General features: G+C 37.5%; 16 protein-coding genes and 1 tRNA gene. 7 read left to right on the forward strand and 10 right to left on the reverse strand.

Annotation, left to right across the window (positions count from 1 at the left end):
- The first annotated feature begins 141 nt into the window (after window positions 1-141).
- Window positions 142-1,590 (forward strand): hypothetical protein, encoded by a 1,449-nt coding sequence (locus tag AA974_RS06865; protein ID WP_064433928.1) that lies wholly within the window; start codon window positions 142-144, stop codon window positions 1,588-1,590.
- 2 nt (window positions 1,591-1,592) lie between these two features.
- On the opposite strand, the gene AA974_RS06870 is transcribed toward AA974_RS06865, so the two are convergent.
- Window positions 1,593-1,668 (reverse strand) — tRNA-Phe (locus AA974_RS06870).
- 100 nt (window positions 1,669-1,768) lie between these two features.
- Here AA974_RS06870 and AA974_RS06875 point away from each other — a divergent pair.
- Window positions 1,769-2,521 carry an exodeoxyribonuclease III gene (locus AA974_RS06875; RefSeq protein WP_064433929.1) on the forward strand — a complete coding sequence of 251 codons (753 nt, stop codon included), beginning with the start codon at window positions 1,769-1,771 and terminating at the stop codon, window positions 2,519-2,521.
- Here the strand turns inward: AA974_RS06875 and AA974_RS06880 are convergent.
- Both AA974_RS06880 and AA974_RS06885 read right to left on the reverse strand, forming a co-directional pair.
- Entirely contained in the window at window positions 2,518-3,144 is a 627-nt protein-coding gene (locus AA974_RS06880) for an outer membrane protein (RefSeq protein ID WP_064433930.1), read from the reverse strand. The two genes, AA974_RS06875 and AA974_RS06880, sit on opposite strands and share 4 nt — an antisense overlap.
- A gap of 8 nt (window positions 3,145-3,152) precedes the next feature.
- Window positions 3,153-3,512, reverse strand: a complete 360-nt coding sequence (locus AA974_RS06885) for a hypothetical protein (RefSeq protein WP_064433931.1) — start codon at window positions 3,510-3,512, stop codon at window positions 3,153-3,155.
- An 81-nt stretch (window positions 3,513-3,593) separates the two neighbouring features.
- Between AA974_RS06885 and recG the strand changes: the two genes are divergently transcribed.
- The 4 genes from recG (at window position 3,594) to AA974_RS06905 (ending at window position 14,328) form a co-directional block, all read left to right on the forward strand.
- On the forward strand, window positions 3,594-5,462 hold the full coding sequence (gene recG, locus AA974_RS06890) for an ATP-dependent DNA helicase RecG (RefSeq protein ID WP_064433932.1): 1,869 nt from the start codon (window positions 3,594-3,596) through the stop codon (window positions 5,460-5,462).
- A 43-nt stretch (window positions 5,463-5,505) separates the two neighbouring features.
- Complete coding sequence (locus AA974_RS06895) at window positions 5,506-7,482, forward strand: site-specific DNA-methyltransferase (RefSeq protein ID WP_064433933.1); 1,977 nt, start codon at window positions 5,506-5,508, stop codon at window positions 7,480-7,482.
- A gap of 2 nt (window positions 7,483-7,484) precedes the next feature.
- On the forward strand, window positions 7,485-10,415 hold the full coding sequence (locus tag AA974_RS06900; RefSeq protein WP_064433934.1) for a type III restriction-modification system endonuclease: 2,931 nt from the start codon (window positions 7,485-7,487) through the stop codon (window positions 10,413-10,415).
- Between the two features lie 118 nt (window positions 10,416-10,533).
- Window positions 10,534-14,328 (forward strand): type IIG restriction enzyme/methyltransferase, encoded by a 3,795-nt coding sequence (locus tag AA974_RS06905; protein ID WP_064433935.1) that lies wholly within the window; start codon window positions 10,534-10,536, stop codon window positions 14,326-14,328.
- Window positions 14,329-14,687: 359 nt separating this feature from the next.
- Here AA974_RS06905 and nusA read toward each other — a convergent pair whose 3' ends face one another.
- From nusA to plsY, 6 genes are all read right to left on the reverse strand, one after another.
- On the reverse strand, window positions 14,688-15,875 hold the full coding sequence (gene nusA, locus AA974_RS06910) for a transcription termination factor NusA (RefSeq protein ID WP_064433936.1): 1,188 nt from the start codon (window positions 15,873-15,875) through the stop codon (window positions 14,688-14,690).
- 101 nt (window positions 15,876-15,976) lie between these two features.
- Window positions 15,977-17,137, reverse strand: coding sequence for an aminotransferase class V-fold PLP-dependent enzyme (locus AA974_RS06915; RefSeq protein WP_064433937.1), 1,161 nt, complete (start codon window positions 17,135-17,137; stop codon window positions 15,977-15,979).
- A 228-nt stretch (window positions 17,138-17,365) separates the two neighbouring features.
- On the reverse strand, window positions 17,366-20,005 hold the full coding sequence (locus AA974_RS06920) for a TonB-dependent receptor (protein ID WP_064433938.1): 2,640 nt from the start codon (window positions 20,003-20,005) through the stop codon (window positions 17,366-17,368).
- Window positions 20,006-20,156: 151 nt separating this feature from the next.
- Window positions 20,157-20,483 (reverse strand): hypothetical protein, encoded by a 327-nt coding sequence (locus tag AA974_RS06925; protein ID WP_064433939.1) that lies wholly within the window; start codon window positions 20,481-20,483, stop codon window positions 20,157-20,159.
- The gene (locus AA974_RS06930; protein WP_064433940.1) at window positions 20,467-20,820 is read right to left on the reverse strand and encodes a dihydroneopterin aldolase; all 354 of its coding nucleotides are present in this window, start codon (window positions 20,818-20,820) and stop codon (window positions 20,467-20,469) included. The genes AA974_RS06925 and AA974_RS06930 overlap by 17 nt, the downstream gene beginning before the upstream one ends.
- Window positions 20,817-21,479, reverse strand: a complete 663-nt coding sequence (gene plsY, locus AA974_RS06935) for a glycerol-3-phosphate 1-O-acyltransferase PlsY (RefSeq protein WP_064434091.1) — start codon at window positions 21,477-21,479, stop codon at window positions 20,817-20,819. Before plsY ends, AA974_RS06930 begins: the two co-directional genes overlap by 4 nt.
- A gap of 105 nt (window positions 21,480-21,584) precedes the next feature.
- Between plsY and ccoG the strand changes: the two genes are divergently transcribed.
- Complete coding sequence (gene ccoG, locus AA974_RS06940) at window positions 21,585-22,961, forward strand: cytochrome c oxidase accessory protein CcoG (protein ID WP_064433941.1); 1,377 nt, start codon at window positions 21,585-21,587, stop codon at window positions 22,959-22,961.
- Window positions 22,962-22,971: 10 nt separating this feature from the next.
- Here the strand turns inward: ccoG and AA974_RS06945 are convergent, their stop codons facing one another.
- On the reverse strand, window positions 22,972-24,171 hold the full coding sequence (locus AA974_RS06945; protein WP_064433942.1) for a saccharopine dehydrogenase family protein: 1,200 nt from the start codon (window positions 24,169-24,171) through the stop codon (window positions 22,972-22,974).
- Window positions 24,172-24,184: the final 13 nt, after the last annotated feature.

Here is a 24,184-nt window from a genome sequence, read left to right on the forward strand (position 1 = left end):
TTTTTAATTTTTCATTCCACCCATTCACGCCCCTACTACTGTTACTAATTATTATTAATCAAAGTGTTACCTATCTATAACTTATTTATAACTTTTAATAAACCTTTTTTAAGCTATAATCCAAAATAAAAAGGAATAAGCATGAAAAAAACCCTCTGTCTGTCTTTCTTTCTGACTTTCTCTAACCCTCTTCAAGCCCTTGTGATCGAGCTTTTAGAAGAAATCAAAACTTCGCCGCATAAAGGCACTTTTAAGGCTAAAGTCCTTGATTCTAAAGAACCAAGACAAGTTTTAGGCGTTTATAATATCTCCCCACACAAAAAACTCACGCTCACTATCACCCATATATCCACTGCAATTGTCTATCAACCCATTGATGAAAAACTTTCTTTAGAAACGACCCTAAACCCTAACCGCCCTACTATTCCCAGAAACACTCAAATTGTTTTTTCTTCAAAAGAATTGAAAGAGTTGCACCCGCACCAAATGCCTTCTTTAAACACGCCCATACAAAAACCACAAAACAAGCCCAATTCATCGCAACAATCTCTTCAAAATTTTTCTTACCCAGAGTCCAAACTAGGCTCTAAAAACCTTAAAAGTAGCCTTTTACAGCCTTTAGCAACTCCTGGCAAAACAAGTCCCGCTAATGAAGTTAAAACGCCAACAAACGACACTAAACCCCCTTTAAAGCATTCTTCAGAAGATCAAGAAAACAACCTCTTTATAGCGCCACCCACTGAAAAAACGCTCCCTAACAACACCCCTAACGCTGATATTAACGAAAACAATGAAAATAGTGCAAACAACGAGAATAGGGATAATGTGGAAAAACAAGCCGTTAGAGATCCTAATGTTAAAGAATTTGCATGCGGGAAGTGGGTCTATGATGATGAAAATTTACAAGCCTACCGCCCGAGCATTTTAAAACGCGTTGATGAAGACAAACAGACTGCGACAGACATTACCCCTTGCGATTACAGCAACGCTGAAAATAAAAGCGGTAAAATCACTACCCCCTACACTAAAATCTCTGTTCATAAAACAGAGCCTTTAGAAGAGCCGCAAACTTTTGAAGCTAAAAACCATTTTACCATTCTCCAAGCTAGAAGCTCTACAGAAAAATGCAAAAGGGCCAGAGCGCGAAAAGACGGCACGATTAGGCAATGCTATCTGATAGAAGAGCCTTTAAAACAAGCATGGGAAAGTGAGTATCAAATCACCACACAATTAGTGAAAGCTGTATATGAACGCCCCAAACAAGACGATCAAGTAGAGCCGACTTTTTATGAAACCAGCGAATTGTCTTATTCTTCCACACGAAAAAGCGAAATAACGCATAATGAATTGAATTTGAATGAAAAATTCATGGAATTTGTGGAAGTGTATGAGGGGCATTATTTAAACGATATAGTCAAAGAAAGCAACGAATACAAAGAATGGGTTAAAAACCATGTGCGGTTTAAAGAAGGGGTGTGCATGGTTTTAGAAATAGAAGAGCAACCACGAGCCAAAAGCACGCCTTTGAGTATTGAAAATTCTAAAGTTGTTTGTGTCAAAAAGGGGAATTATTTATTCAACGAAGTTTAAAATGGTGGCTTGAGGCGGAATCGAACCACCGACACGAAGATTTTCAGTCTTCTGCTCTACCGACTGAGCTATCAAGCCAAGCAAAGAACAATTATTACATAAAAAAGGTAAAATAAAGCTTAATTTTTAAAAAACGACTAAAAAAATATGATTTACTCAAAATTAAACAAGGATTAAAATGAAACTGGTTTCATGGAATGTGAATGGCTTAAGGGCTTGCATGAATAAGGGCTTTATGGATTTTTTCAATAGCGTTGATGCGGATATTTTTTGCATTCAAGAATCTAAAATGCAACAAGAACAAAACACCTTTGAATTTAAAGGGTATTTTGATTTCTGGAATTGCGCAATTAAAAAGGGCTATTCTGGGGTGGTAACTTTCACTAAAAAAGAGCCTTTAAGCGTGAGCTATGGTATCAATATAGAAGAACATGACCAAGAGGGGCGCGTGATCACTTGCGAATTTGAGTCGTTTTATTTAGTGAATGTTTATACCCCTAATTCCCAACAAGCCCTATTCAGGCTCAATTATCGCATGAGTTGGGAAGTGGAATTCAGAAAATTTTTAAAAGCTTTAGAGTTAAAAAAACCTGTCATTGTGTGCGGGGATTTGAATGTGGCTCACAATGAAATTGATTTAGAAAACCCTAAAACAAACAGAAAAAATGCGGGCTTTAGCGATGAAGAGAGAGGGAAATTCAACGAGCTTTTGAACGCCGGTTTTATTGACACTTTCCGTTATTTTTACCCTAACAAAGAAAAGGCTTACACCTGGTGGAGTTATATGCAACAAGCAAGAGATAAAAACATTGGTTGGCGCATTGATTATTTTTTATGCTCTAATCCTTTAAAAATGCGCTTAAAAGACGCTTTAATCTATAAAGATATTTTAGGGAGCGATCATTGCCCGGTAGGGTTGGAATTAGTTTAAAGATAGAAAGTGTGCGAAATAAAGACAGAAAAAAGCCTTACAAAAGGGGAGTCGTATTCAAAAGAAAAAGGCCATTTGACCCCTACTTCAATGCTAGCGTCATGGTGGAATAGCACGGTTTGGAATTTAAACCCCACTAAACCCAACATCCTGAAATTTGAAGTTTTGAGCGAAAACCCTTGAATGCTGCGCCAATCGTCAATGATGAAATTCGCACTGTGTTTGGAAATCGTCCATGTGTTTTCAGCAACTTGCATGCCGTAAAAAAGGGAAAAAACATACAAGGGGTTTTTATTGTATTCCACGATCAAATCCCCTCCAAAGCCATAAGTGAACATGTTCGCTTGAGCGCCCGTTCTTTTATTGAGTATGACATTCCCGTAATCCATAAAAAAGTAATAGCGCGAATAAAACCAATAGTTAGTGGGGTTAATCTCCCAGCCTAAAGAAAAGCTCGCTCCTTCAATCGTGCGTTTAAGATCGTTGTATTTTTTCATGATCATTTTCCCTACCTGATATTGAGAAGCCACATAAAAACGGCTTTTGGCTTGCATAATGGTAGGGTTTAAAAAATAAACGCTTAAAAATAAGGGGGTTACTTTTTTAAGTCCTTTGAAAAACATTTCAAACTTTAATAATTCCTGTTGAGTGGGGAGCTGAGATTGTCTTGGTGGTTAGTGGCTCGTTGCAAAACATTGTTCGTTCTTTTTTGCGAAGGATCAGCGTTTTCTTCATTGATTTCATCAATTTTATTTTCGTTATTGATCAGTTCATTCACTTCTTTGGTGACTTTTTCATCTTCTTCTTCATGCTCAATTTTTTTGACATCGTTATTAGCTTGATTATTTTGATTGTTTTGCGTCTTTTTAGTGGTTTGGGTTTGGTGGTTATTTTGGTGTGATTGAGACGATTTTTTAGGCTCGTCCTTGCACGCACTAAACAGGCTTAAAACAAAAGAGATAGCGATAAAATGAGTGATTTTAGATTTCATCAATTAAATTTCCTTAAGTCAATGTATAATTTGATTATCTTATCATAAAAATGATTAAGGATTGGCTAGGGTCAGAACAAATTGCAAGAAACAGACAACTTATTAAAAACATTGAATGTGAAATCGCTTTTAGAAGCCTTGCTTGTTTATACGCCCAAAGGCTATAAAGATTTAAATTTATTAAAACATTTTGAATTGGGCTTGAGCGGCGTTTTAGAAGTGGATATTTTAGATAAAAGAAACTACGCCAAAGTTTTAAAGATTTTTGCCTATTCCAAACGATTTTACAAAAATTTAGAGCTTGTTTTTTTCAATTACAGCGCGTTCCATCACAAGCAGTTTAAAACCGGCGAGAGTTTGTTCATTTATGGTAAATTAGAGCAAAGCTCTTTCAATCAAGCTTATACTATTAACACGCCTAAAATCCTTACCGAATTTGGCAAAATTTCTTTAATTTTTAAAAAAGTTAAAAATCATAAAAAAATACAAGAAAATTTACAAAAACTCATTTCGTTAGAAAATTTAAAAAAGGAAGGCATTAAAGAGAATATCGCGCATTTATTGTTAGAAATCTTTTTCCCCACGCCGCATTTTGTCAAGGATTTTGAAACCAATAAAAATTTTCCTTCACAACATTTAAATGCATTAAAATACATTGAAATGTTTTTTTATATGAAAAATTTAGAGCGCAAAAAATTGCAATTCAACGCTAAAATCGCATGCCCCAATAACAGCGAACGCTTGAAAGCGTTTATCGCTTCTTTACCCTTTAAACTCACCAACGACCAACAAAACGCCATTAAAGAAATCCAAAACGATCTCACTAGCCCTATAGCGTGCAAGCGTTTGATTGTGGGCGATGTGGGGTGCGGGAAAACGATGGTGATTTTAGCGAGCATGGTATTAGCTTACCCTAATAAAACCCTTTTAATGGCACCCACTTCCATTCTCGCTAAACAGCTTTATAATGAAGCCTTAAAATTTTTACCCCCTTATTTTGAAGTGGAATTACTGCTTGGCGGGAGCCACAAAAAAAACCATTTGTTTGAAAAAATCACTCATGTCGTTATAGGCACGCAAGCGTTGTTGTTTGATAAGCGCAATTTGAATGAATTCGCTTTGGTGATCACTGATGAGCAGCACCGATTTGGCACAAAGCAACGCTATCAATTGGAAAAAATGGCGAGCAGTAAGGGGGGCAATAAACCCCATTCCTTGCAATTTTCCGCTACCCCCATTCCTCGCACTCTGGCTTTAGCCAAAAGCGCGTTTGTGAAAACGACCATGATTAGAGAAATCCCTTATTCTAAAGAGATTGAAACTCTAGTTTTGCATAAAAGAGATTTTAAAATAGTGATGGAGAAAATCAGCGAAGAAATCGCTCAAAACCATCAAGTCATTGTCGTCTATCCGCTTGTGAATGAAAGCGAAAAAATCCCGTATTTATCGCTCAGTGAGGGGGCAAGTTTTTGGCAAAAACGCTTTAAAAATGTTTATACCACTTCAGGGCAAGATAAAAATAAAGAAGAAGTGATTGAAGAATTCATGGAGTCTGGGAGCATTCTTTTAGCGACTACGCTCATTGAGGTGGGCATTTCTTTACCACGATTGAGCGTGATGGTGATTTTAGCGCCTGAGAGATTAGGCTTAGCGACTTTGCACCAGTTAAGGGGGCGCGTGTCTCGTAATGGCTTGAAAGGCTATTGTTTTTTATGCACGATCCAAGAAGAAAACGAACGATTAGAAAAATTTGCTGATGAACTAGACGGCTTTAAAATCGCTGAATTGGATTTGGAATACAGAAAAAGCGGGGATTTACTCCAAGGTGGAGAGCAGAGCGGGAATAGTTTTGAATACATTGACTTAGCCAAAGATGAAAACATTATCACTGAAGTGAAACGGGATTTTTTAAAAAGCGCTAGCGTTTCACATGGAACATTTGAAAATTAAGGTAGATTTGAGTAATTTAAATCATTTAAAATAAAGGATAGAGATGCAAAATAAAGAAATTTGTGAAGAAAAAAGCGTTAATGAAAAAAATTTAGAGGTTTTTAATCGTTATTTTCCCGGTTGCTTGAGTATAGAAAATGATGATAAACTCACGCTGGATGTGGGAAGATTAAAAGCGTTGCTAGGGGATTTTAGCGAAATAAAAGAAGAGGGCTATGGGTTGGATTTTGTGGGTAAGAAAATCGCCTTAAATGAAGCTTTTAAGAAAAATAATAAGATTTTAAAGCCCTTAAACGAATCCACTAGCAAGCACATTCTCATCAAGGGCGATAATTTAGACGCTCTCAAAATCTTAAAACAAAGTTATAGTGAAAAAATCAAAATGATTTACATTGATCCGCCTTACAACACGAAAAACGATAATTTTATCTATAGCGATGATTTTTCACAATCCAATGAAGAGACTTTAAAACAATTGGATTATTCTAAAGAAAAATTAGATTATATCAAGAATCTTTTTGGGTCCAAATGCCATAGCGGGTGGCTTAGTTTCATGTATCCCAGGTTGTTACTCGCTAAAGATTTGCTCAGACAAGACGGCGTGATTTTTATCAGCATTGACGATAACGAATGCGCCCAACTCAAACTTTTATGCGATGAAATTTTTGGGGAGGGGAATTTTGTGGCTCAATTTATATGGCATTCTAAAAATAAGCCAAGTGGCAACACAACAGAAGATAAAACGATTGATACAAGAACAGAATATATTTTTTGCTATCAAAGATATAATTTTAAAGCAAATAAACATGAAAATACAAAAGAAGAATTGGAAGAAAAAGGTTATATTTTAAAAGATGAATATTTTGAAACAAGAGGGCATTATAAGCTTACTCCTTTAATGCGCTCATGTTCTGCAAGTAGTTTTCAATATATTGAGAGCTTGGATTATGAAATACAAGCGCCTGATGGCACATGGTTTAAAAACCATCAAAATATTAAAAAAGAGAAATCATACTGCTATACTTGGAGTAAAAAATTATTTGATTTTGGTAATCAAAATGGGTTTATTGAATTTCAAAAAACGAGCGATGGTTTTTGGTGTGCATATAGAAAAATGTATGAATTATGTGCAATTGATAATAAAAAACTACAGATTATCTATCGTAAAAGTGGGAATGCGTATTCTAATTTAATTACTAATCTTTATAGCGATATAGGAGCGAATGAAGTAAGAAATATTTTTAATGGAGAAAAAATTTTTTCATACCCAAAACCCCTAAAACTCATTAGCCGACTGATTGAATTATCCACAAACGAAGGCGACATCATTTTAGACTTTTTCGCCGGAAGCGGGACAACCGCTCATGCCGTGTTGGAGAGTAATAAGAACGATTATCAAAAATTAAGTGAGGGGGGGGGGTTATTTAATGGCTTGAACGCCGAATTTAAAGAAAGGCAGTTCATTCTCGTTCAGTTAGATGAAAAAATTGATCCCAAGAAAAACAAAAGTGCGCATGATTTTTGTTTAAACACCCTAAAATCTGCCTCTCCAAGCATTTTTGACATCACCGAAGAAAGGATTAAAAGAGCGGGGGCTAAAATCAAAGAAGATTGCCCGCCTTTAGATGTGGGGTTTCAAGCGTTTGAAATCATTGATGATGAAACGCATGCTAATGATAAAAATCTGGGTGAAGCCCATCAAAAGGATTTATTCCTTTATTCTAACCCTGAAAAAAGGGAAACTCAAACGATTTTAATCAAGCTTTTATGCTGCGAGGGTTTAGAGCTCACCACCCCTATAACTTGCTTGATTGAAAACGCCTTGTATCTGGCTAAAAATACGGCTTTCATTGTGGGGGATATAGAAACGAGTGAAGTTTTAGAAAACTTGAAAGATAAAGGGGTGGAAAAAATCAGCATGTATATGCCAGCTATCAGTAACGACAGGCTGTGTTTGGAATTGGGCAGTAATTTGTTTGATTTGAAATTAGAGAGTGGCGATTTAAAGATTAGGGGGTAGAGATGAAAATCAAATTCAAACGATTGGATTACCAAGAAAAATGCTTGAATCAAATTTTAGGGGTTCTTAAGGGGATTGATTTGAGAGAGCCAGAAAAGGACATTCAAAGGATTTCTAACCCCGTTTTTGAAATAGGGGATCTCAAAGATCTTTTATTAGAAAATATCCAAAACTTGCAATCAGAGCAAAAAATAACCCATGGGAGCGTGGGGATTGGTGAGTCGTTAAACTACGATATTTTAATGGAAACAGGCACAGGGAAGACCTTTTGCTTTTTGGAATGCGTTTATGCCTTGCATAAAAACTACCATTTGTCAAAATTCATCGTTTTAGTGCCAAGCAACGCCATTAAATTAGGGGTTTTAAAGAGTATTGAAATCACCAGAGAATTTTTTAAAAGCGAGTATTCTACGAGCGAGCATCCTGCACATTTAGAAAGCTATGAAAATATAAGAGACTTCATTCTAGCGAGCAATCACAAAGGCTGCGTGTTGGTGATGACTTTTTCTGCCTTCAATAAAGAGAAGAATGTTATCAATAAATCATGTTTAGAAGACACGAATCTATTCAATGGTGCAAAAAGTTACATGCAAGCTTTAGCCAGTATCCGCCCTATCGTAATCATGGACGAACCGCACCGATTTTTGGGCGATAAAACAAAAAAATATTTGGAACAATTAAACGCTCTATTTACGCTCAGGTTTGGGGCGACTTTTAAAGATGATTATCATAATCTGATTTATGCACTAGACAGCAAAAAAGCGTTTGATTGCGCCCTAGTGAAAAGCATTAGCGTGGCGTCTGTGGGGGAGAGTCAAGAGTGTTTTTTAGAGCTTAAAGAGGTTAACAAAAAACAAAATGGAAATGAAGCTACGATTAACTACACGAATTTAGAAAATAAAACAAAAAGCGTCAAAATCAAAAAGCATGATAATTTAGGGGTGCTAACTCAAATCAGCGCTTTAGAAGATTACATTGTAGAAAATATCGCTAAAACTAAGGTTCTTTTTAGTAATGGCTTTAATTTGTTGCTGGATCAAAAAGAGCCTTTTTCTCATCTTTTAGAGGGCGATCAAGAAGTGATGCTCAAAGAAGCGATAGAAAGCCATTTTGAAAGAGAAGAAGGGCTTTTTAAAAAGGGGATTAAAGCCTTGTGCATGGTGTTTATTAGCGGGGTGAATAGCTATTTAAGCGAGAATGAAAAGCCGGCCAAATTAGCCCTTTTATTTGAAAAACTCTACCAACAAGAGCTTGAAAAAGTCTTAAAAAAGCCTTTAGATGAAAATTATAGAGCGTATTTGGAACGCACCAAAGACGCTATTCAAAAAGTGCATGGAGGGTATTTTGCTAAAAGCAATAAAGATGGCGATGAAGCCCAAGTGATCACGCTCATTTTAAAAGAAAAGGAAAAATTGATGAGTTTTGATTCCGATCTCAGGTTTATTTTTTCGCAATGGGCGTTGCAAGAGGGGTGGGATAACCCTAATGTGATGACGATTTGCAAATTAGCCCCTAGCCATTCCAATATCACTAAATTGCAACAAATCGGTAGGGGGTTAAGGCTCGCTGTGAATGATAAGGGTGAACGCATCACTAAAGAGCATGCTGATTTTGATTTTGTCAATGAATTGGTGGTGATCGTGCCGCAAGTTGAGGGGGATTTTGTGGGAGCGATCCAGCAAGAGATAAGCGAACATAGTTTGATTAAACAAGCATTTAGCGGGGAAGAGTTGGAAGAAAGCGGCATTGTTAAAAAAGGGTATTACGGGGCTTTATTGGAAACATTAGAGGGTTTGGGTTTTGGAGAAAAAACAGATGATGAAAACTTTAAACTCACTCTCAACCAAAACGAATTTTTAAAAAAAGAGCCAGAACTAGAAAAATTAAAAGATGAAAAATACATGCTGAATCTTGAAAAATTAAAAGATTTTTTAAAAGATCGTTTAGTGGGCCATTTTAGAGTTAAGAACAAAAACGAGCGAAAAACTGAAAAAATCAAAATCAATAAGGAAAATTTTAAAAAATTTGAAACCTTATGGGAGGGTTTGAATCATCAAGCCCGGATCGCTTATGCCATTGATAGCGAGAGCTTGATTGATGAGATTGTCAAAAAGATCGATTCTTCTTTTAATGTCAAATCAAAAATCGTTTCGGTTACGACTCATAAAAAAGTAGAAACGATGGGAAATGATGCCAAAACAGAGAGTTTTGAACGAAAAAGCGCATGCGTGTGGAGCTTGCATGAATTTATCAGCACTTTGTCTAATAAGGTGAAATTGAGTTTTAAAAGCGTGGCTAAAGTGTTAGAAAGCATTGATGGAAACAAGTTTGAGCTGATTAAAAAGAACGAACAAGAGAGCTTAAGGCGGTTAGAAGAGCTGTTTTTAGAAATGATTTATCAAAATATTAAAGATAAAATTTCCTATCAAATGCGCGAAACGACTATTAAAAACAAAAAAAACGATGCATTTTATGATGAAAAAGGAGAAATTAGAGAATTTTTAGACGGGAGTTTGGGGGTAAATAAATACGAGATTAAAAATTCAAGCGCGCGAGAAAAATGCCTGTATGAAAATTTCATGCAAGTGGATAGCGAGATTGAAAAAGACACGATTGAAGAATCTAACGACACTAAAATCATTGTTTTTGGCAAGCTCCCTAGGGTTAAGATCCCGATAGGGTTGAATCAAACTTATAGCCCTGATTTTGGGTATGTGGTTGAAAACAACGATAAAAAAGTGTTGTTAGTGGTAGAAACTAAGGGGGTTGAAAATGAAAACGAATTGCGCGAAGAAGAAAAGCGCAAAATTTCAACCGCTGAGAAATTTTTTGAAGCTTTAAAAAAGCAAGGCGTGAATATTGAATACAAAACCAAGATGGAAAACCATCAATTAAGTGCATTGATTAATGAAGTTTTAAATCGTAAAGATTAGAGCTAATAAGATCAATTACCTTAATGTTTCACATGGAACAATTTTAAAGAAAAGCGTTTTATTTAAAATTCACAGCGCTTTTGTTATAATCGTTTTTATCCCATTTCAAAGGCGTTTTATGATTAATTTCACTCGCATTTCGCTCAAAGATTTTATTAAAAAATACAATCCCCAAGAACCCAAAACGGAAACTATAGAAAATTTTAAAAAAGAAATAAACAGCTTATTAGAAAAAGCGCCAAGACAAGATGATGAAGAGTTTCAAAAAAAGAAAATTAATTCTTTTTTAGAAAAAACTTATGACTATGATTGCAATACCCATAAAAAAGTGGATAGCGCGATCTATGTGGATGGAGAAGTTCGGGTGCTTATTGAAGTCAAAGCCCTAAACAACAAGACAGAATTCCCTAAAGACAAAGAAAATCCGCTCAGTAAAGCCTTTTGTCAAATGATTTTGTATTTTTTAGAAGAGATAAAGGAAAACAACTCCCTAAAACACGCCATTATTTGCAACGCGCATGAATTTTTTCTCTTTGATTGTAAGGATTTGCTCTTTTTAAACGAAGATAAAAACATCAAAAAATTCTATAACAATTGCACTAAAAAAGAAGGCACAGACTCTTCAAAACCAAAATTTTACCAAGATTTAGAACACTATTTACAAGAAGGTTTTCAGGGCAAACTCCGTTACGCTCACTTTAATTTGAGCGATGATGAAAAGCTTCCTTTGATTTATCAAGCTTTAAGCCACGAAGTCCTTTTAAAGCAAAAGAAAACCCTTGACGCTAACACGCTTAATAAAGGTTTTTATAACGAATTGCTTTACATTTTAGGGTTAAAAGAGCAAAAAGACAAAGGGAAAATTTTAATCAATCCTAGCGGCACCACAAACTCCCTAAGCGATGCTTTAAAAAAGCAATATAAAGATTTAGATAATGATGATGAAAAAGTCATGGCGTTGTTGATTGCTTGGAATAACCGCATCTTGTTTTTACGGCTTTTAGAAAGCCTTTTAATTTCTTTTGAGCATCTTGAAAAACCTTTCTTAACCACAGAAAACTTTAGAGATTTCAACGCCCTAAACACCCTCTTTTTTGAAGTCCTAGCCAAGAAAAATAATGAACGCTCCTTAGAAAAAAAAGACAATATTTTAGAAAAAATCCCTTATTTGAATTCCAGTTTGTTTGATAAAACGCCTTTAGAATCAAATGGGTATGAAATCAAATTGCTCCAAAACGAGCGTTTAGAGATTTATCCTAATTCCATTCTCAAAAAAGATAAAAATGATAAAAAAGAAAAAGCTTTGCCCTTGCTGGAATACCTTTTTAAATTTTTGCATGCTTATGATTTCACCACCACCCCTAAAGACATTAAAGATAATAGAAATACTAGCGAAAGCCGTTTGATTAACCCTAGCGTTTTAGGGCTTGTTTTTGAAAAACTCAACGGCTATGAAGAGGGAAGCTTTTATACCCCAAGCTTCATCACAAGCTACATGTGTAAAGAGAGTATCACGAAAATCGTGTTGGAGAAATTCAATCAAAATTATAAAATAGAGTGTAAAGATTTAACAGAATTAAAAAATTATCTCAAAAATAACTATAACTATAAAGAGAATAAACGCAAAGAATACTTGCAAGTCTTTCTCACTTTACGCGTTTGCGATCCGGCGGTAGGGAGCGGGCATTTTTTAGTTTCTGCGCTCAATGAAATGGTGTGGATTGCTTTTAAGCTGGGGTTTATTGTTTCCTTGCCCTTAAGCGCTATTTTAGAGCTAGAAAATGATGAAATCCTTATTAAAATTTCTAATAAGCCATTTCTCTACACACGCCCAAGCTCTGAAGAAGAGCTAAACCACCAAATCCAAAAAGAACTTTTTGAGCTTAAAAAATCTATCATTGAAAACTGCCTTTTTGGCGTGGATATTAACCCCAATTCTTGCGAAATCACCAAGCTCAGGCTATGGATAGAGCTTTTAAAATACAGCTACTATATTTTTAAGGATAATCAAAACACCCAAACGCTTGAAACCCTCCCCAACATTGATATTAACATTAAGTGCGGCAACAGCTTGATCTCACGCTTTAATTTGAATGACGATCTCAAAAAGATCTCCAATATCAAGAAAAAAATCCAAGATTACAAAGATTTAGTCGCCCAATACAAAGACCCAAACCCTCTCTATCCTTTAAATAAAGCAGATCTTATCAACAAAATCCAAGACTTAAAAAACACTTTTTCTCTCACGCTCAAAGACCCTAAAACTAAAGCAGAGCTTGAAAAGGCTATTGAAAAACACATTAAAAATTACAATGATTTTGCCCTAGACGATAAGAGTTTGCTAGATGGGTTAAATTACTTTATCCCAAACCTTTTTGGCACGCCCGAACTAAGCCCTAAAGAAGAGGAAGAGGCTTTTGCTTCTTATGGGCGTATTAGATCTTTAAGAAAAAAACTTGATGATGCCTTAAGTGGTGGAGAGTATCAAAATGCATTTGAATGGCGCTTTGAATTCCCTGAAGTTTTAGATGATGAGGGGGATTTTTTAGGCTTTGATTTAATCATAGGCAACCCGCCTTATATCCGCCAAGAAGCAATCAAAGACAAGTCTTTACTAGAAAAGCAATATAAAGATTTCTACGCTGGCACCGCAGATCTTTACACCTACTTTTTTGCCCTGGCTTTCAAGCTTTTAAAAGAAAAGGGGTTTAACGCTTTCATCACTTCTAACAAATACGCGCGAGCTAAATACGGCGCTAAATTGAGAGAATTGCTGCTCAAAAAAACCACCATCTTTAGCTACATGGAATTAAATGCTTTAAAAGTCTTTGAGAGCGCCGCAGTGGATACAAGCATCATGAATTTCATCAAAGAACCGCCCCTTGAAGAGAGTCGCTTTAATTATTACAAACCCACCGATAAAGACGATTTGAAAAGCGCTCGCCCTCTACTTATGAGACAAAACGCGCTCAAAACAGAAAGCTTTATTTTTGCCGACACCAAGCTTTTAGATTTAAGGGACAAAATGGAAAAAGCGGCACCGCTTAAAGACTGGGATATTAAAATCAATTATGGGATAAAAACCGGTTTTAACGGCGCCTTTATCATTCCTACTGAAAAAAGAGACGAAATTTTAAACGCTTGCAAGACGCAAGAAGAGAGGGAGCGCACAGACGCTCTCATCAAGCCTATTTTAAGAGGGAAAGACATTAAAAGGTATCGTTATGAGTGGGCGGGGGAGTGGGTTATTTTTATACCTTGGCATTTTCCAAATACTGATAACCCAAAAAACATGGAAGAAAATGAACAAGATTTTTCTATCCATTATCCTATTATCTATGCTCACTTGCTTTCACATAAAGATAAACTTTTAAAACGCAATAAAGATGAAACCGGAAAAAGATACGAATGGTATTGTTTGCAAAGATGGGCGGCAAATTATTATCAAGATTTTGAAAAAGAGAAAATTGTGTATGGCGAGATTGAGCAAGAGCCACGATTTTATTTAGATAATGGAGGGTATTTTTATGCAGAAGCCACGAGCTTCATTCTCACAGGAGAGCATTTGCGCTATCTTTTAGGAATGTTACACTCTAAATTGATTACTTTTGCTTTCAAAACTTTCTATGCAGGCGGAGGATTAGGCAAGAGTGGCTATCGCTATAAAAAGGCTTTTATAGAACGGCTTCCCATTCCCAAAATTACCCCCAAAAACCAAGAGTTAGCCCGTAAAATCACCGATGGCGCACAGCAAATCCTGCAAATAAAAGAAAAAGACCCTAAAGCCAACACCCAAGAATTAGAAAAAGAAATTGACGCCTTAGTCTATCAGCTCTACAGCCTCACCGATGAAGAAATTAAAATCATTGAAGGCGATCAAAAAAAGCGATTTACCTTAAAGGAAACCCCTTAAATAGGGGAAACCTTTGGCTTTAATGGGTTTTTTTAACAACGATTTTAACCCTATACTTAAAAAAAGGTGTTTTTAAGTATAATACAACCAAAGGCTTTTTACCATGTTTTTTGGACATAGTAATCCTTTGAAGGTAATTTACCCCCTAATTCTAGTGGAAAAAACTAGGGGGTGAGCGTTATTTTATCCTAATCTTTCAAAAACGATTTTGATAAAAGCTGCAAACCACTCATTTAAAATCGCATTAAAAACTTTCTTCCAAATTTTTGAAATTGCATTACATATTTATTCAACACCGCAAGCCTTTTAATTTAAATGCCTTTTGATTAAAGACTCAAACAAGTTCCACAGAAACAATTTTAATTCTTAAACAAAGACTCTAAAGCTTCTACCCCTACTTTTTGCGTTTCTTTTTCGCTTTCATTTTCTGCGTTTTCTTTGACGCTAGGAATGGTTTCAAACTCTATGTGATAGCCTGTAAGCATGGACGCTAAGCACACATTCACCCCGCCTTTACCGATAGCCTTAGATTTTTCAAGGTCTAACAAACGCACTTTAGCCTTTTGCAAATGGTTATTGACAATGAAACGCTCTTGAATGGATTCTTTTTCTTCAGCGCTCAATTCTTCTATAGGGATTTTTTTAATTTCAACGCTTAAAATTTTGGCTGGAGCGAGCGCGAGAGTGATATAAATTTCAGGTATATTAGAATACTCTATGCAATCAATATTTTCTTTATTCAATTCGTTACTTATCGCATTAATGCGCACGCCCTTAACCCCCACCGCCGCGCCTATGGGGTCAATCCTAGCGTTATGGGAAAAAAAGCTCACTTTCGCTCTGTTGCCTGGGATTCGTGTGCAATGGATGATTTCAATTTCTTTATCTTTAATTTCAGGGACTTCTAATTCCAACAAAGCTTCAAGCATTTTAGGGGTGGTGCGGCTCAGCTCTAACAATAAGCCCTTTTTCGTGCGTTTGACTTGCGTTAAAACCGCTTTAATACTATCGCCTACTTTAAAACTCTCGCCCTTGATGCGATGGCGCATGGAAAGGACGCCTTGAAATTGCTGCTCAATCTCAATGAAAGTGTTTTGATGGTTATCCACTAAAATCACTTTCCCCATTAAAACGCTGTTGAGACGCTTTTGAAACGCTTCAAAGTGGCTGTCTTCTAACGCTTTTTCCAACTGGTATTGCAAATCTTTAAAAAGGCGGTTGATCGCTCCTTGCTTCATGCTCTCCAAACTCAAGCTGTAAGACAATTCGTCTTTAATCTTAACGCTTGGATCCATTTCTTTGGCTTTAGACAAGCTGATGTATTTAGAAGGGTCGTTAATCAATCTTTCATCATCATCTTCTAAAACTTCTACCAACTGGATAAGCTGGAGCTGCTTGTTTTCTTCAATTACCAAGTAGCGCGCTAGGGGGTCTAACTCATTTTGTGCCATTTTTAACAAACAGCCTTGAATCATTTTTGAAATCATCTCTTTAGGCAAATTTTTTTCATACGCAATGCATTCTATAAGATCGCTGATTTTTTCCATTCTTAAGTTCCTTTAAATTTATTTTCTGTCGTTTTCTGTCATTCTCTATCGTTTTGTGGGGGATATGGTGCGTTTAAAAGAAACTTTATTATAGCGAATTTTTAAGCTTTATTAAGAATTTCTTTTAAAACCAGAGCGATTTTTTCAAAATCTTTTTCATTCAAGCTAAAGACTTCAAAGCACACGAATTCGCATGAAATCCTTGCGATAACGCCTTTTTGAAAAAGCTTTAAATAAAGTTTCTCACCATTTAAAGCGCGGGTGTTTTTGGGCTGGATTTTCACGCAAAAGGATTCTAATTCTCTATTGGACCAATTCCCTATTTTAGAAAAGCTAGACGCTATACTCACATTCAATTCTAAGGGTTTTAAAAGGGCGTAGAGTTTGAGGGCTTTTTGCAATAAGGCGTCTTTAGTTTGGTGGAGTAGCGCACAAATGGTGATTTCTTCTTGATGATTTGCCCATGTTTTTAGGCTATGAAAAAGCAAGGTGAGCGTGATTTTACCCGCCCTCAAGGCTCTATAAAGAGGGTGGTTTTTTAACGCTTCAACCCGTTCTTTTTGCCCCACAATAATGCCCGCTTGCGCGCTGTTAAAGAGTTTATCCGTGCTAAAGCTTAAAAGCGATGGTTTTAGAGCTAAAATTTCTTCTAAAGCCGCTCTGTCTAGCAAATCCACATCCCCTAAATTGTAATAATCTATCAAATCATGCTCTTTAGCTAGAGTTTGTAAATCTTTAAAGGGCGTGTCTTTTTTAAAATGGGGGTTGCGGGTTTTAAGCAGCATTTTGCTGTTTTCATTCAAGGCTAAGCGGTAATCCCTTAAATAAGCGCGATTAGTGTTCCCCACTAAATGCAATCTAGCCCCACTGCTTAATAAAATATCTTTAAGGTTAAAATCCCCCCCCACTAATTCGCCATAAGAAACAATGATTTCTTTTTCTTGCACTAAAGCGTTAGCAATGAGGAATATTGCACTGGTGTTGTTATTCACAATCAAAATTTCTTCCGTGTTAAAACACGCTTTGAAAAGTTTTTTTAAAGGGGCTAAGCGATCCTTTTTTTTAGCGGTGTTTAAATCGCATTCTAAATCAATGGGATGGGTTAAAACTTCTTTTAAATAAGGTTCAATTTTTTCATAAAGTTGCGGGCTAAAAAACGATCGCCCATGATTTTCATCAAAAACGCTCGCGCTCGCATTGATGATTTTTTGATAAGGGCTTTTCAAAAGATCCGGGGTTATTGGGGGTGTTTCTTTAGCCATAATGAAGCGCGTTTGGTTCCTTTGTTGAGGATTAAAATAAAGCGTTATCTTAAACTAAACTCGCTAAATTTTTGATAAAACTACTTTTTTAAAATCCTTAAGAGTGTTTTAATGAGTTTATTGAGTGATTGGAATTTTTTCCATAGAGTTTGGCGGTTTCTATAGGGCTTTTTCATGTTTGTTTCCATGTTTTAAAATTCAAAAAGAAATCCTAAGATTTCTTTAATTTTAGAACTGATAGGATACCTCAAAACGCGCGTTAAATCCAGGGGCAGGGAGTGCCATGCGCTTATCTTTGGGGATCATATCGCTTGCTGGAGCGTCCGCACTCGCTTGCCACACCGAAGCTTGGCTGATATATTGCTTGTTTAAAATATTATTAAACACGGCTGAAATCCTTAAACCCTGCCATCTTTTAGAAGGCGGAGTCCAATTGATAAAGACATTATGCACGCCATACCCGGGTTTATGGATTTTCATCAAGCCGTATTGCGGGTAATAGATAGAATAGCCTTCATAGAACATGTTGGTTACAAAGCGTGAGAGCCAAGTTAAAGTAAGCCCCCATCTGTGAATATTATAATCGGCTTTTAAGATAAACACATTCCCAGTCGTTGCAGCTAAAGCGTAAGTATCGGCCAATAAATGCCCTCTAGCCGTTGGCCAAGAGCGAGCCACTGAGAAAGTCCCTACGAAATTTTTATATTGCACATTCCCTGAAACTTCATAACCATAGATATTAATGGTTTCGGGTAAATTCCCTGACATGTTTTTTGCAGTCGCGTTACCCCCTCCGTTTTTAGAAGTGTCTTGCCCGTAGCTGTTGATGAAGTTATTGATGACTTGGTAGAACGCTGCTCCGCGCACATTGAAATACTTGCTGTTGTAATCCACATTGAATTCCACATTTTGACCGATCGCAGGGCGTAAATTCCTTTGATAAATCACCGTAGGATCGCGCATCAAAACGCCATCGCCAGGCAAAGCCCCCTTGGTCACATACGCATAACTCACTTTCAAGCCAATGCTTTCAATGGGGTTATAAAGCACGGTTGCAGAAGGTGAAAAACCAGAAGTCACATGCGTGCGACCGTTTTTGTCTAGCAAGGTGTAAATATCATAACGAGTTCCCGCACCCACGATCACATTGCTTAAAATATTGTAGTTTGCTTGCATGAATCCACCGATGATATTCCCAATCGCATGCGAATTTTGGGGCATGTTACGATAGAGCGGGTTAGGCGCGTTTAGATTTTGAGGGTATTGAGAGCTTTGATCGGTGTAGTAATGGCGGTAAGGCAAGCCCGGCCCGTTAGGGTCGTTAGGGTCAATGTTGTTTTTATAATAGCCGTTTTTGCCCTTATCCAATCCAGAGAAAACGCTCAGGTTTTGATAAATCATGCCGTATTCAAACACATTCCCATAATCTTCGCTAATGGGGTGGGTCACTTTAAAATTAACACCCGAGTTGATTAAGAAAATCCTTCTGGCTAAAGTCCCCTCAGCATCCGCATTCCCTAAAGTCCAATCGTTTGCACTAGGGTTTTGAGCGTTAGGGGGAGTCATGTCATAATCAGGATTTTTAGGGACAAGCCCATGATAAACATTCGCGCTTGTAGAAAGCATAGTAGCGTTAAGCTGCCCATACCCTGCTTGCGCCCCCCCACTAGAATCGCCAGTCCCTTGCCAATTAATAGAGTTAGGCGCGCCATAGCCTATTTGATACCCTCCATTAGAAGGCCTGATAGCCCCTTGCGTGCATTGACTGATATTATCTGGGTTATTACACCACTCCCTCACTTCAGGGATATAATCCGGATTGGCTGGCTCGTTAGAATTGTAAGCGAAAGGATTCACCACAGGGTTATAATTCCCCCCCCTTACCCCTAAAAAGGCGGTGGATTCAACGCGCGGCTGGTTAAAATTAGGGCCGCCTTCATGCTTGTATTTCAAGCTCAGATTGTGGTTGAAGTTGATCGTATGGGCTAATTCTTTCCCGAAGTCAATCACAAAGGGGGCTGGCTGGCTTCCTGGGTCATTGGCTTTGGAGAGGGCTGAAGTGGTGTTGGGGCGTAAAAGCCTTGTAGAATTTTCTCGTGTGAGGTTGTAGCTCACGCTAATGCTATCGGTTTCATTGATATAGCCATTAATTTTAGCTAAAACGCTATTGACTTCACTCGGAGTCCCTACGCTCATATCGCTATTGCTTGGATCTTGTAAATCGTAGTTAGGGTGGAAGAGATTCCTAAAAGCGTTATTCCCATCTCTATAGTAAAAAATGTTTTGATGGTTGTAATAAGCGAGTATGTCCCAATTTTTACCGCGATAGGCTGCAGTAGCATTCATGCGATACCCGAAGTTGGTGTAAAAGCCAGCTTCCGCTTTAGCGCCATAAGTTTGATTCTTTCTTAAGAAGTCGTTAGCGTCAATCGTGGTGAAAGACAATTTACCCGCCACCGCACCAGGACCTGCTGAAGCGTTCGCTGCCCCTTTGATCACTTCCACTTCTTTAATCATGTTAGGATCGATCACGGTGTTAGCGTCATGATGGAAAATGTTACCATTTTGAGCGACGCCATCTATCGTTACCCTTAAAAGACGGCTCTCAATCCCCCTAACATAGATCTTTTGTGCCATCAAGCCTCCACTGGCCACATTCACATCCGCTCTAGTCCTAAAAATATCACGGATTTGGTTGCTTTGGCGTTGTTGGAGCTCTTTTCTGTCAATATACATTTTGTTGTTGTATTCAAAAGTCCTTTCACCCTTAGTGGTTACCTTACCCAAAGTGTGGGTTTTTTCTTCAGCTTGCAAGCTGCTAGCGACAATACAAGAGACAAACACGATACGAAATTTATTTCTGAGCATTTCTTTTAGCCTTTTTATTTACTTTTTCTTAAGTTTAATGGAATCTTAAACCTAGATTATTATTACACTATTCTATTTAATAATACCTTAAATTTTGTTTTAAAATTAAGAAAATACCAAGAAAAATGTGATTAAAAAAAGTTTTAGCATTTTACTGAGCGACTGAATCGATCACTATGCGTGAAGAAGCGCTGCTAATTCCTCTTAAAAAAGTTTGAGAAGACACATTGATTTCAGCGTTTTGGCGGAAAATATCGCTTGGCTGGTTGCTTTGGCGTTCTTCTAAGTCATGGCGTTTGATAATGATGGTATTCCCCCATTGAAAGGGTCTATAAGCGCGCTTTTTTTTAATGACAAAATGCGGTTCTAAATTTAAAAATTGCGCGTAACTTGGGAAATATAGCGGCTCTAATAAAGGGTTTATGGGGTTTGATTTTAAAACAATAACGAGAAAAAAGAGGCTAAAGATTGTTTTCATAGCAAATTTTCACGCTCGCTCCCACTTGAGAATTTGGAGAAATTTCTAATTTGCTGATTTTTAAATAAAGCTCAGAGATTCCGCTATAGCGCGTTTTTAAAACATGGCTTAGATCTTTTAGGGCGTCTTCAATGAGAAGATATTGTTTTTCTTGCACCATCTTTTGAATGATCTCTTGGATTTCCATGTAGTCTAAATAAGCCTTATTGGGTAATTCCGTGTAGAAAAGATCCAAATCCACGCTTATTTTTTGGGGTTTTAGGCGTTCAAATTCTAAAATCCCCAAAATCGTTTCAAACACAAAGTTATGGATATGAACGCCTTGTCGGATTTTCATAAGATTTTCTTTTCCTTGCCGGCTAATAAATTGAAAATATTGCCCATATGCTTGATAAGGGTAAAAATAAAAATAAGCACCATAGGCGTTTGCGTGCCGACTTCTTTAAGGATATTGACGCTATCTGGGATATGCATATAAGGCACAAAAAAGATAAGAACAGTCGCTGTGCCTACCCCTAAAATGCTAGCGAGTGAAGAGATTTTAAGCACCTTACCCACAAAAAACCACACCGTTAAACCGATCAGGCTTTCAATAGGAATGAGCAACACCACAGAGCCCATGATTGTAGAAACGCCCTTACCTCCATTGAAATTCAAAAAAGGCGAATAGCAATGCCCTAAAATGCTAGCGATAGCGACCATCCATTGCAAACTATAATCCAACCCAAACAATTTGCTTAGAAAAACAGCAAACATGCCTTTGAATAGATCCAAAATTAGGACTAATAGGGCCATTTGTTTAGCGTTACTTGCGCCCTTACTTTGCAAAGCGCGCAAGACATTCGTTGCACCAATGCCCCCCGATCCGATTTTAGTAATATCCATGCCATAAAAGATTTTCATTAACGCATAGCCAAAAGGAATCCCCCCAATAAGATAGCCCAAAAGGGTGAAAATCACATTGATATTGGTTAGGAAATTTAAAACGCCTTCCATAAATACCCTTTCAAATAAAATAGCGATCATTATAACATGTTGATTTTTAAGTGAAAGCGTTAAGTTGTTAGGGTATAGTGGCTTAAAAATTTTAGGATATTGAGAATGCTTGAATCTTCTAGCCATTTTTTAAAATCGTTCCGCTTGAAGCGTTATATAGGGTTTTTATTGATTTCTTTAGCGCTATTAATCACGCCTTTTATTCGCATTGATGGGGCGCATTTGTTTTTGATCTCCTTTGAACATAAGCAACTGCATTTTTTAGGCAAGATCTTTAGCGCTGAAGAATTGCATGTCATGCCTTTTATGGTTATTTTGCTTTTTATAGGGATTTTTTTCATCACCACTAGCCTTGGGCGTGTGTGGTGCGGGTGGGCTTGCCCGCAAACCTTTTTAAGGGTGCTTTATAGAGATGTGATTGAGACTAAGATTTTCAAACTCCATAAAAAGATCAGCAACAAGCAAGAAAGCCCTAAAAACACCTCAAGCTATAAGGTGCGTAAAGTGTTGAGCGTTTTATTGTTCGCTCCTGTTGTGGCGGGGCTAATGATGTTATTTTTCTTTTATTTCATCGCCCCTGAAGACTTTTTTATGTATCTTAAAAACCCTAGCGAGCATCCTGTTGCTATGGGTTTTTGGCTTTTTAGCGCCTTAGTGGTGCTATTTGATATAGTGGTGGTTGCGGAGCGTTTTTGCATTTATTTATGCCCTTATGCTAGGGTGCAATCGGTGTTGTATGACAACGATACCTTAAACCCCATCTATGATGAAAAACGCGGCGGAGCGCTTTATGACAATCAGGGTCATCTCTTTTCTTTGCCTCCTAAAAAACGCAGTCCAGAAAACGAATGCGTGAATTGTTTGCATTGCGTGCAGGTTTGCCCCACGCATATTGATATCAGAAAGGGCTTGCAATTAGAATGCATCAATTGCTTAGAATGCGTGGATGCATGCACGATTACCATGTCTAAATTCAACCGCCCTTCACTCATCCAATGGTCTTCAACTAACGCCATTAATACGCACCAAAAAGTGCGCCTAGTGCGTTTAAAAACGATCGCTTACATGGGGGTTATCGCTATTGTGGTAGCTCTTTTAGCCATCACTTCGTTTAAAAAAGAACGCATGCTCTTAGACATTAACCGCAACAGCGATCTGTATGAATTGCGCTCTAACGGGTATGTGGATAACGATTATGTGTTTTTATTCCACAACACGGACAATAAAGACCATGAGTTTTATTTCAAAATTTTAGGGCAAAAAGACATTCAAATCAAAAAGCCTTTAAACCCTATTGCGATTAAAGCTGGGCAAAAGATTAAAGCGGTAGTGATTTTAAGAAAACCCCTAAAGAGTAAAGCCACAGAATACAAGAACGCTAAAGACGCTTTAATCCCTATTACAATACAAGCTTATAGCACAGACGATAAGAACATTACGATAGAAAGGGAATCGGTGTTTATTGCGCCAGGTGAGGATTAAAAGCCTAAAACTAGCGCTCAATCACTTCATAAGGCAAGCCTTGTCTGATCAATTCTTCCATGAAAGGGTCGGTGTTTAATTCTTCTATGTTAAACACCCCAGCCCTAAAATGATCCGCACTCCAAGTGTCATTGCAAATCATTTTAGCCGTGCACATCGCTGGCACGCCGGTGGTGTAGCTTATGGCTTGCGAACCCACTTCTTCATAGCATTTTTTATGATCGCACACATTGTAAATGTAGAGCGTTTTGTCTTGGTTGTTTTTAATGCCGGTCATATAGCACCCGATGTTGGTTTTACCGGTGGTGTCTTTGGCCAGAGTTGCCGGATCAGGAAGTAGGGCTTTTAAAAATTGTATCGGCACGATTTTTGCGCCTTGATGCTCTATTTCCTTAATGCCTAGCATGCCGACATTTTCTAAGCATTTCATGTGGGTTAAATAATTTTGAGAGAAAGTCATAAAAAACCTCGCCCTCCTTAAGCCTTTAATGTTTTTGACTAACGATTCCAATTCTTCATGGTATAAAAGATACGAATCCATTTCGCCAATCTGCGGGTAAGCCCACACCTGCTTGATTTCTAAAGGCTTTGTTTCAATCCATTTGCCATTTTCATAATAACGCCCTTTAGAGCTGACTTCTCTCAAATTGATTTCAGGGTTAAAATTCGTCGCAAAAGGGCGTTTGTGATCCCCAGCGTTGCAATCTAAAATATCTAAAGTGTGGATCGTGTCAAAATGGTGTCTTTGAGCGTGAGCGACATAAGCGTTAGTCACTCCCGGATCAAACCCAGCCCCTAAAACCCCTAAAATCCTTGCTTCTTTATAAGCCCTATCAAACGCCCATTGCTCTTTGTATTCAAACTTCGCTAAATCCGGGTGTTCGTAATTGGCGGTATCAATGTAATGCGTTTTAGTCTCTAAACATGCTTGCATGATCGTTAAATCTTGATAGGGTAAAGCCACATTGATAACGACTTTAGGCTTGTATTTTTTGATCAAAGCGACTAAGGCTTGCGTATCATCGGCATCCACTTGCTCAACGCTGATTTCCCCCAAACCCTTTTTGAGCATGCTTTCTTTAATCGCATAGCATTTGTCTAAGCTTCTGCTCGCTAAAATGATATTTTTAAACACATCCCTGTTCATGCCCATTTTGTGCGCTACCACACTGCCTACGCCACCAGCTCCAATTTGTAATACTGTATGCAAGGAACACCTACTT

This window comes from Helicobacter pylori (assembly GCF_001653475.1).
Classification (GTDB): Bacteria; Campylobacterota; Campylobacteria; order Campylobacterales; family Helicobacteraceae; genus Helicobacter; species Helicobacter pylori_CM.

What these genes read in the sequence shown, in the direction of transcription:
- AA974_RS06865 (WP_064433928.1), top strand. Translation starts at nt 142, where the DNA reads ATGAAAAAAACCCTCTGTCTGTCTTTCTTTCTGACTTTCTCTAACCCT.
- AA974_RS06875 (WP_064433929.1), top strand. Translation starts at nt 1,769, where the DNA reads ATGAAACTGGTTTCATGGAATGTGAATGGCTTAAGGGCTTGCATGAAT.
- AA974_RS06880 (WP_064433930.1), bottom strand. Translation starts at nt 3,144, where the DNA reads ATGTTTTTCAAAGGACTTAAAAAAGTAACCCCCTTATTTTTAAGCGTT.
- AA974_RS06885 (WP_064433931.1), bottom strand. Translation starts at nt 3,512, where the DNA reads ATGAAATCTAAAATCACTCATTTTATCGCTATCTCTTTTGTTTTAAGC.
- AA974_RS06895 (WP_064433933.1), top strand. Translation starts at nt 5,506, where the DNA reads ATGCAAAATAAAGAAATTTGTGAAGAAAAAAGCGTTAATGAAAAAAAT.
- AA974_RS06900 (WP_064433934.1), top strand. Translation starts at nt 7,485, where the DNA reads ATGAAAATCAAATTCAAACGATTGGATTACCAAGAAAAATGCTTGAAT.
- AA974_RS06905 (WP_064433935.1), top strand. Translation starts at nt 10,534, where the DNA reads ATGATTAATTTCACTCGCATTTCGCTCAAAGATTTTATTAAAAAATAC.
- nusA (WP_064433936.1), bottom strand. Translation starts at nt 15,875, where the DNA reads ATGGAAAAAATCAGCGATCTTATAGAATGCATTGCGTATGAAAAAAAT.
- AA974_RS06915 (WP_064433937.1), bottom strand. Translation starts at nt 17,137, where the DNA reads ATGGCTAAAGAAACACCCCCAATAACCCCGGATCTTTTGAAAAGCCCT.
- AA974_RS06920 (WP_064433938.1), bottom strand. Translation starts at nt 20,005, where the DNA reads ATGCTCAGAAATAAATTTCGTATCGTGTTTGTCTCTTGTATTGTCGCT.
- AA974_RS06925 (WP_064433939.1), bottom strand. Translation starts at nt 20,483, where the DNA reads ATGAAAACAATCTTTAGCCTCTTTTTTCTCGTTATTGTTTTAAAATCA.
- AA974_RS06930 (WP_064433940.1), bottom strand. Translation starts at nt 20,820, where the DNA reads ATGAAAATCCGACAAGGCGTTCATATCCATAACTTTGTGTTTGAAACG.
- plsY (WP_064434091.1), bottom strand. Translation starts at nt 21,479, where the DNA reads ATGGAAGGCGTTTTAAATTTCCTAACCAATATCAATGTGATTTTCACC.
- ccoG (WP_064433941.1), top strand. Translation starts at nt 21,585, where the DNA reads ATGCTTGAATCTTCTAGCCATTTTTTAAAATCGTTCCGCTTGAAGCGT.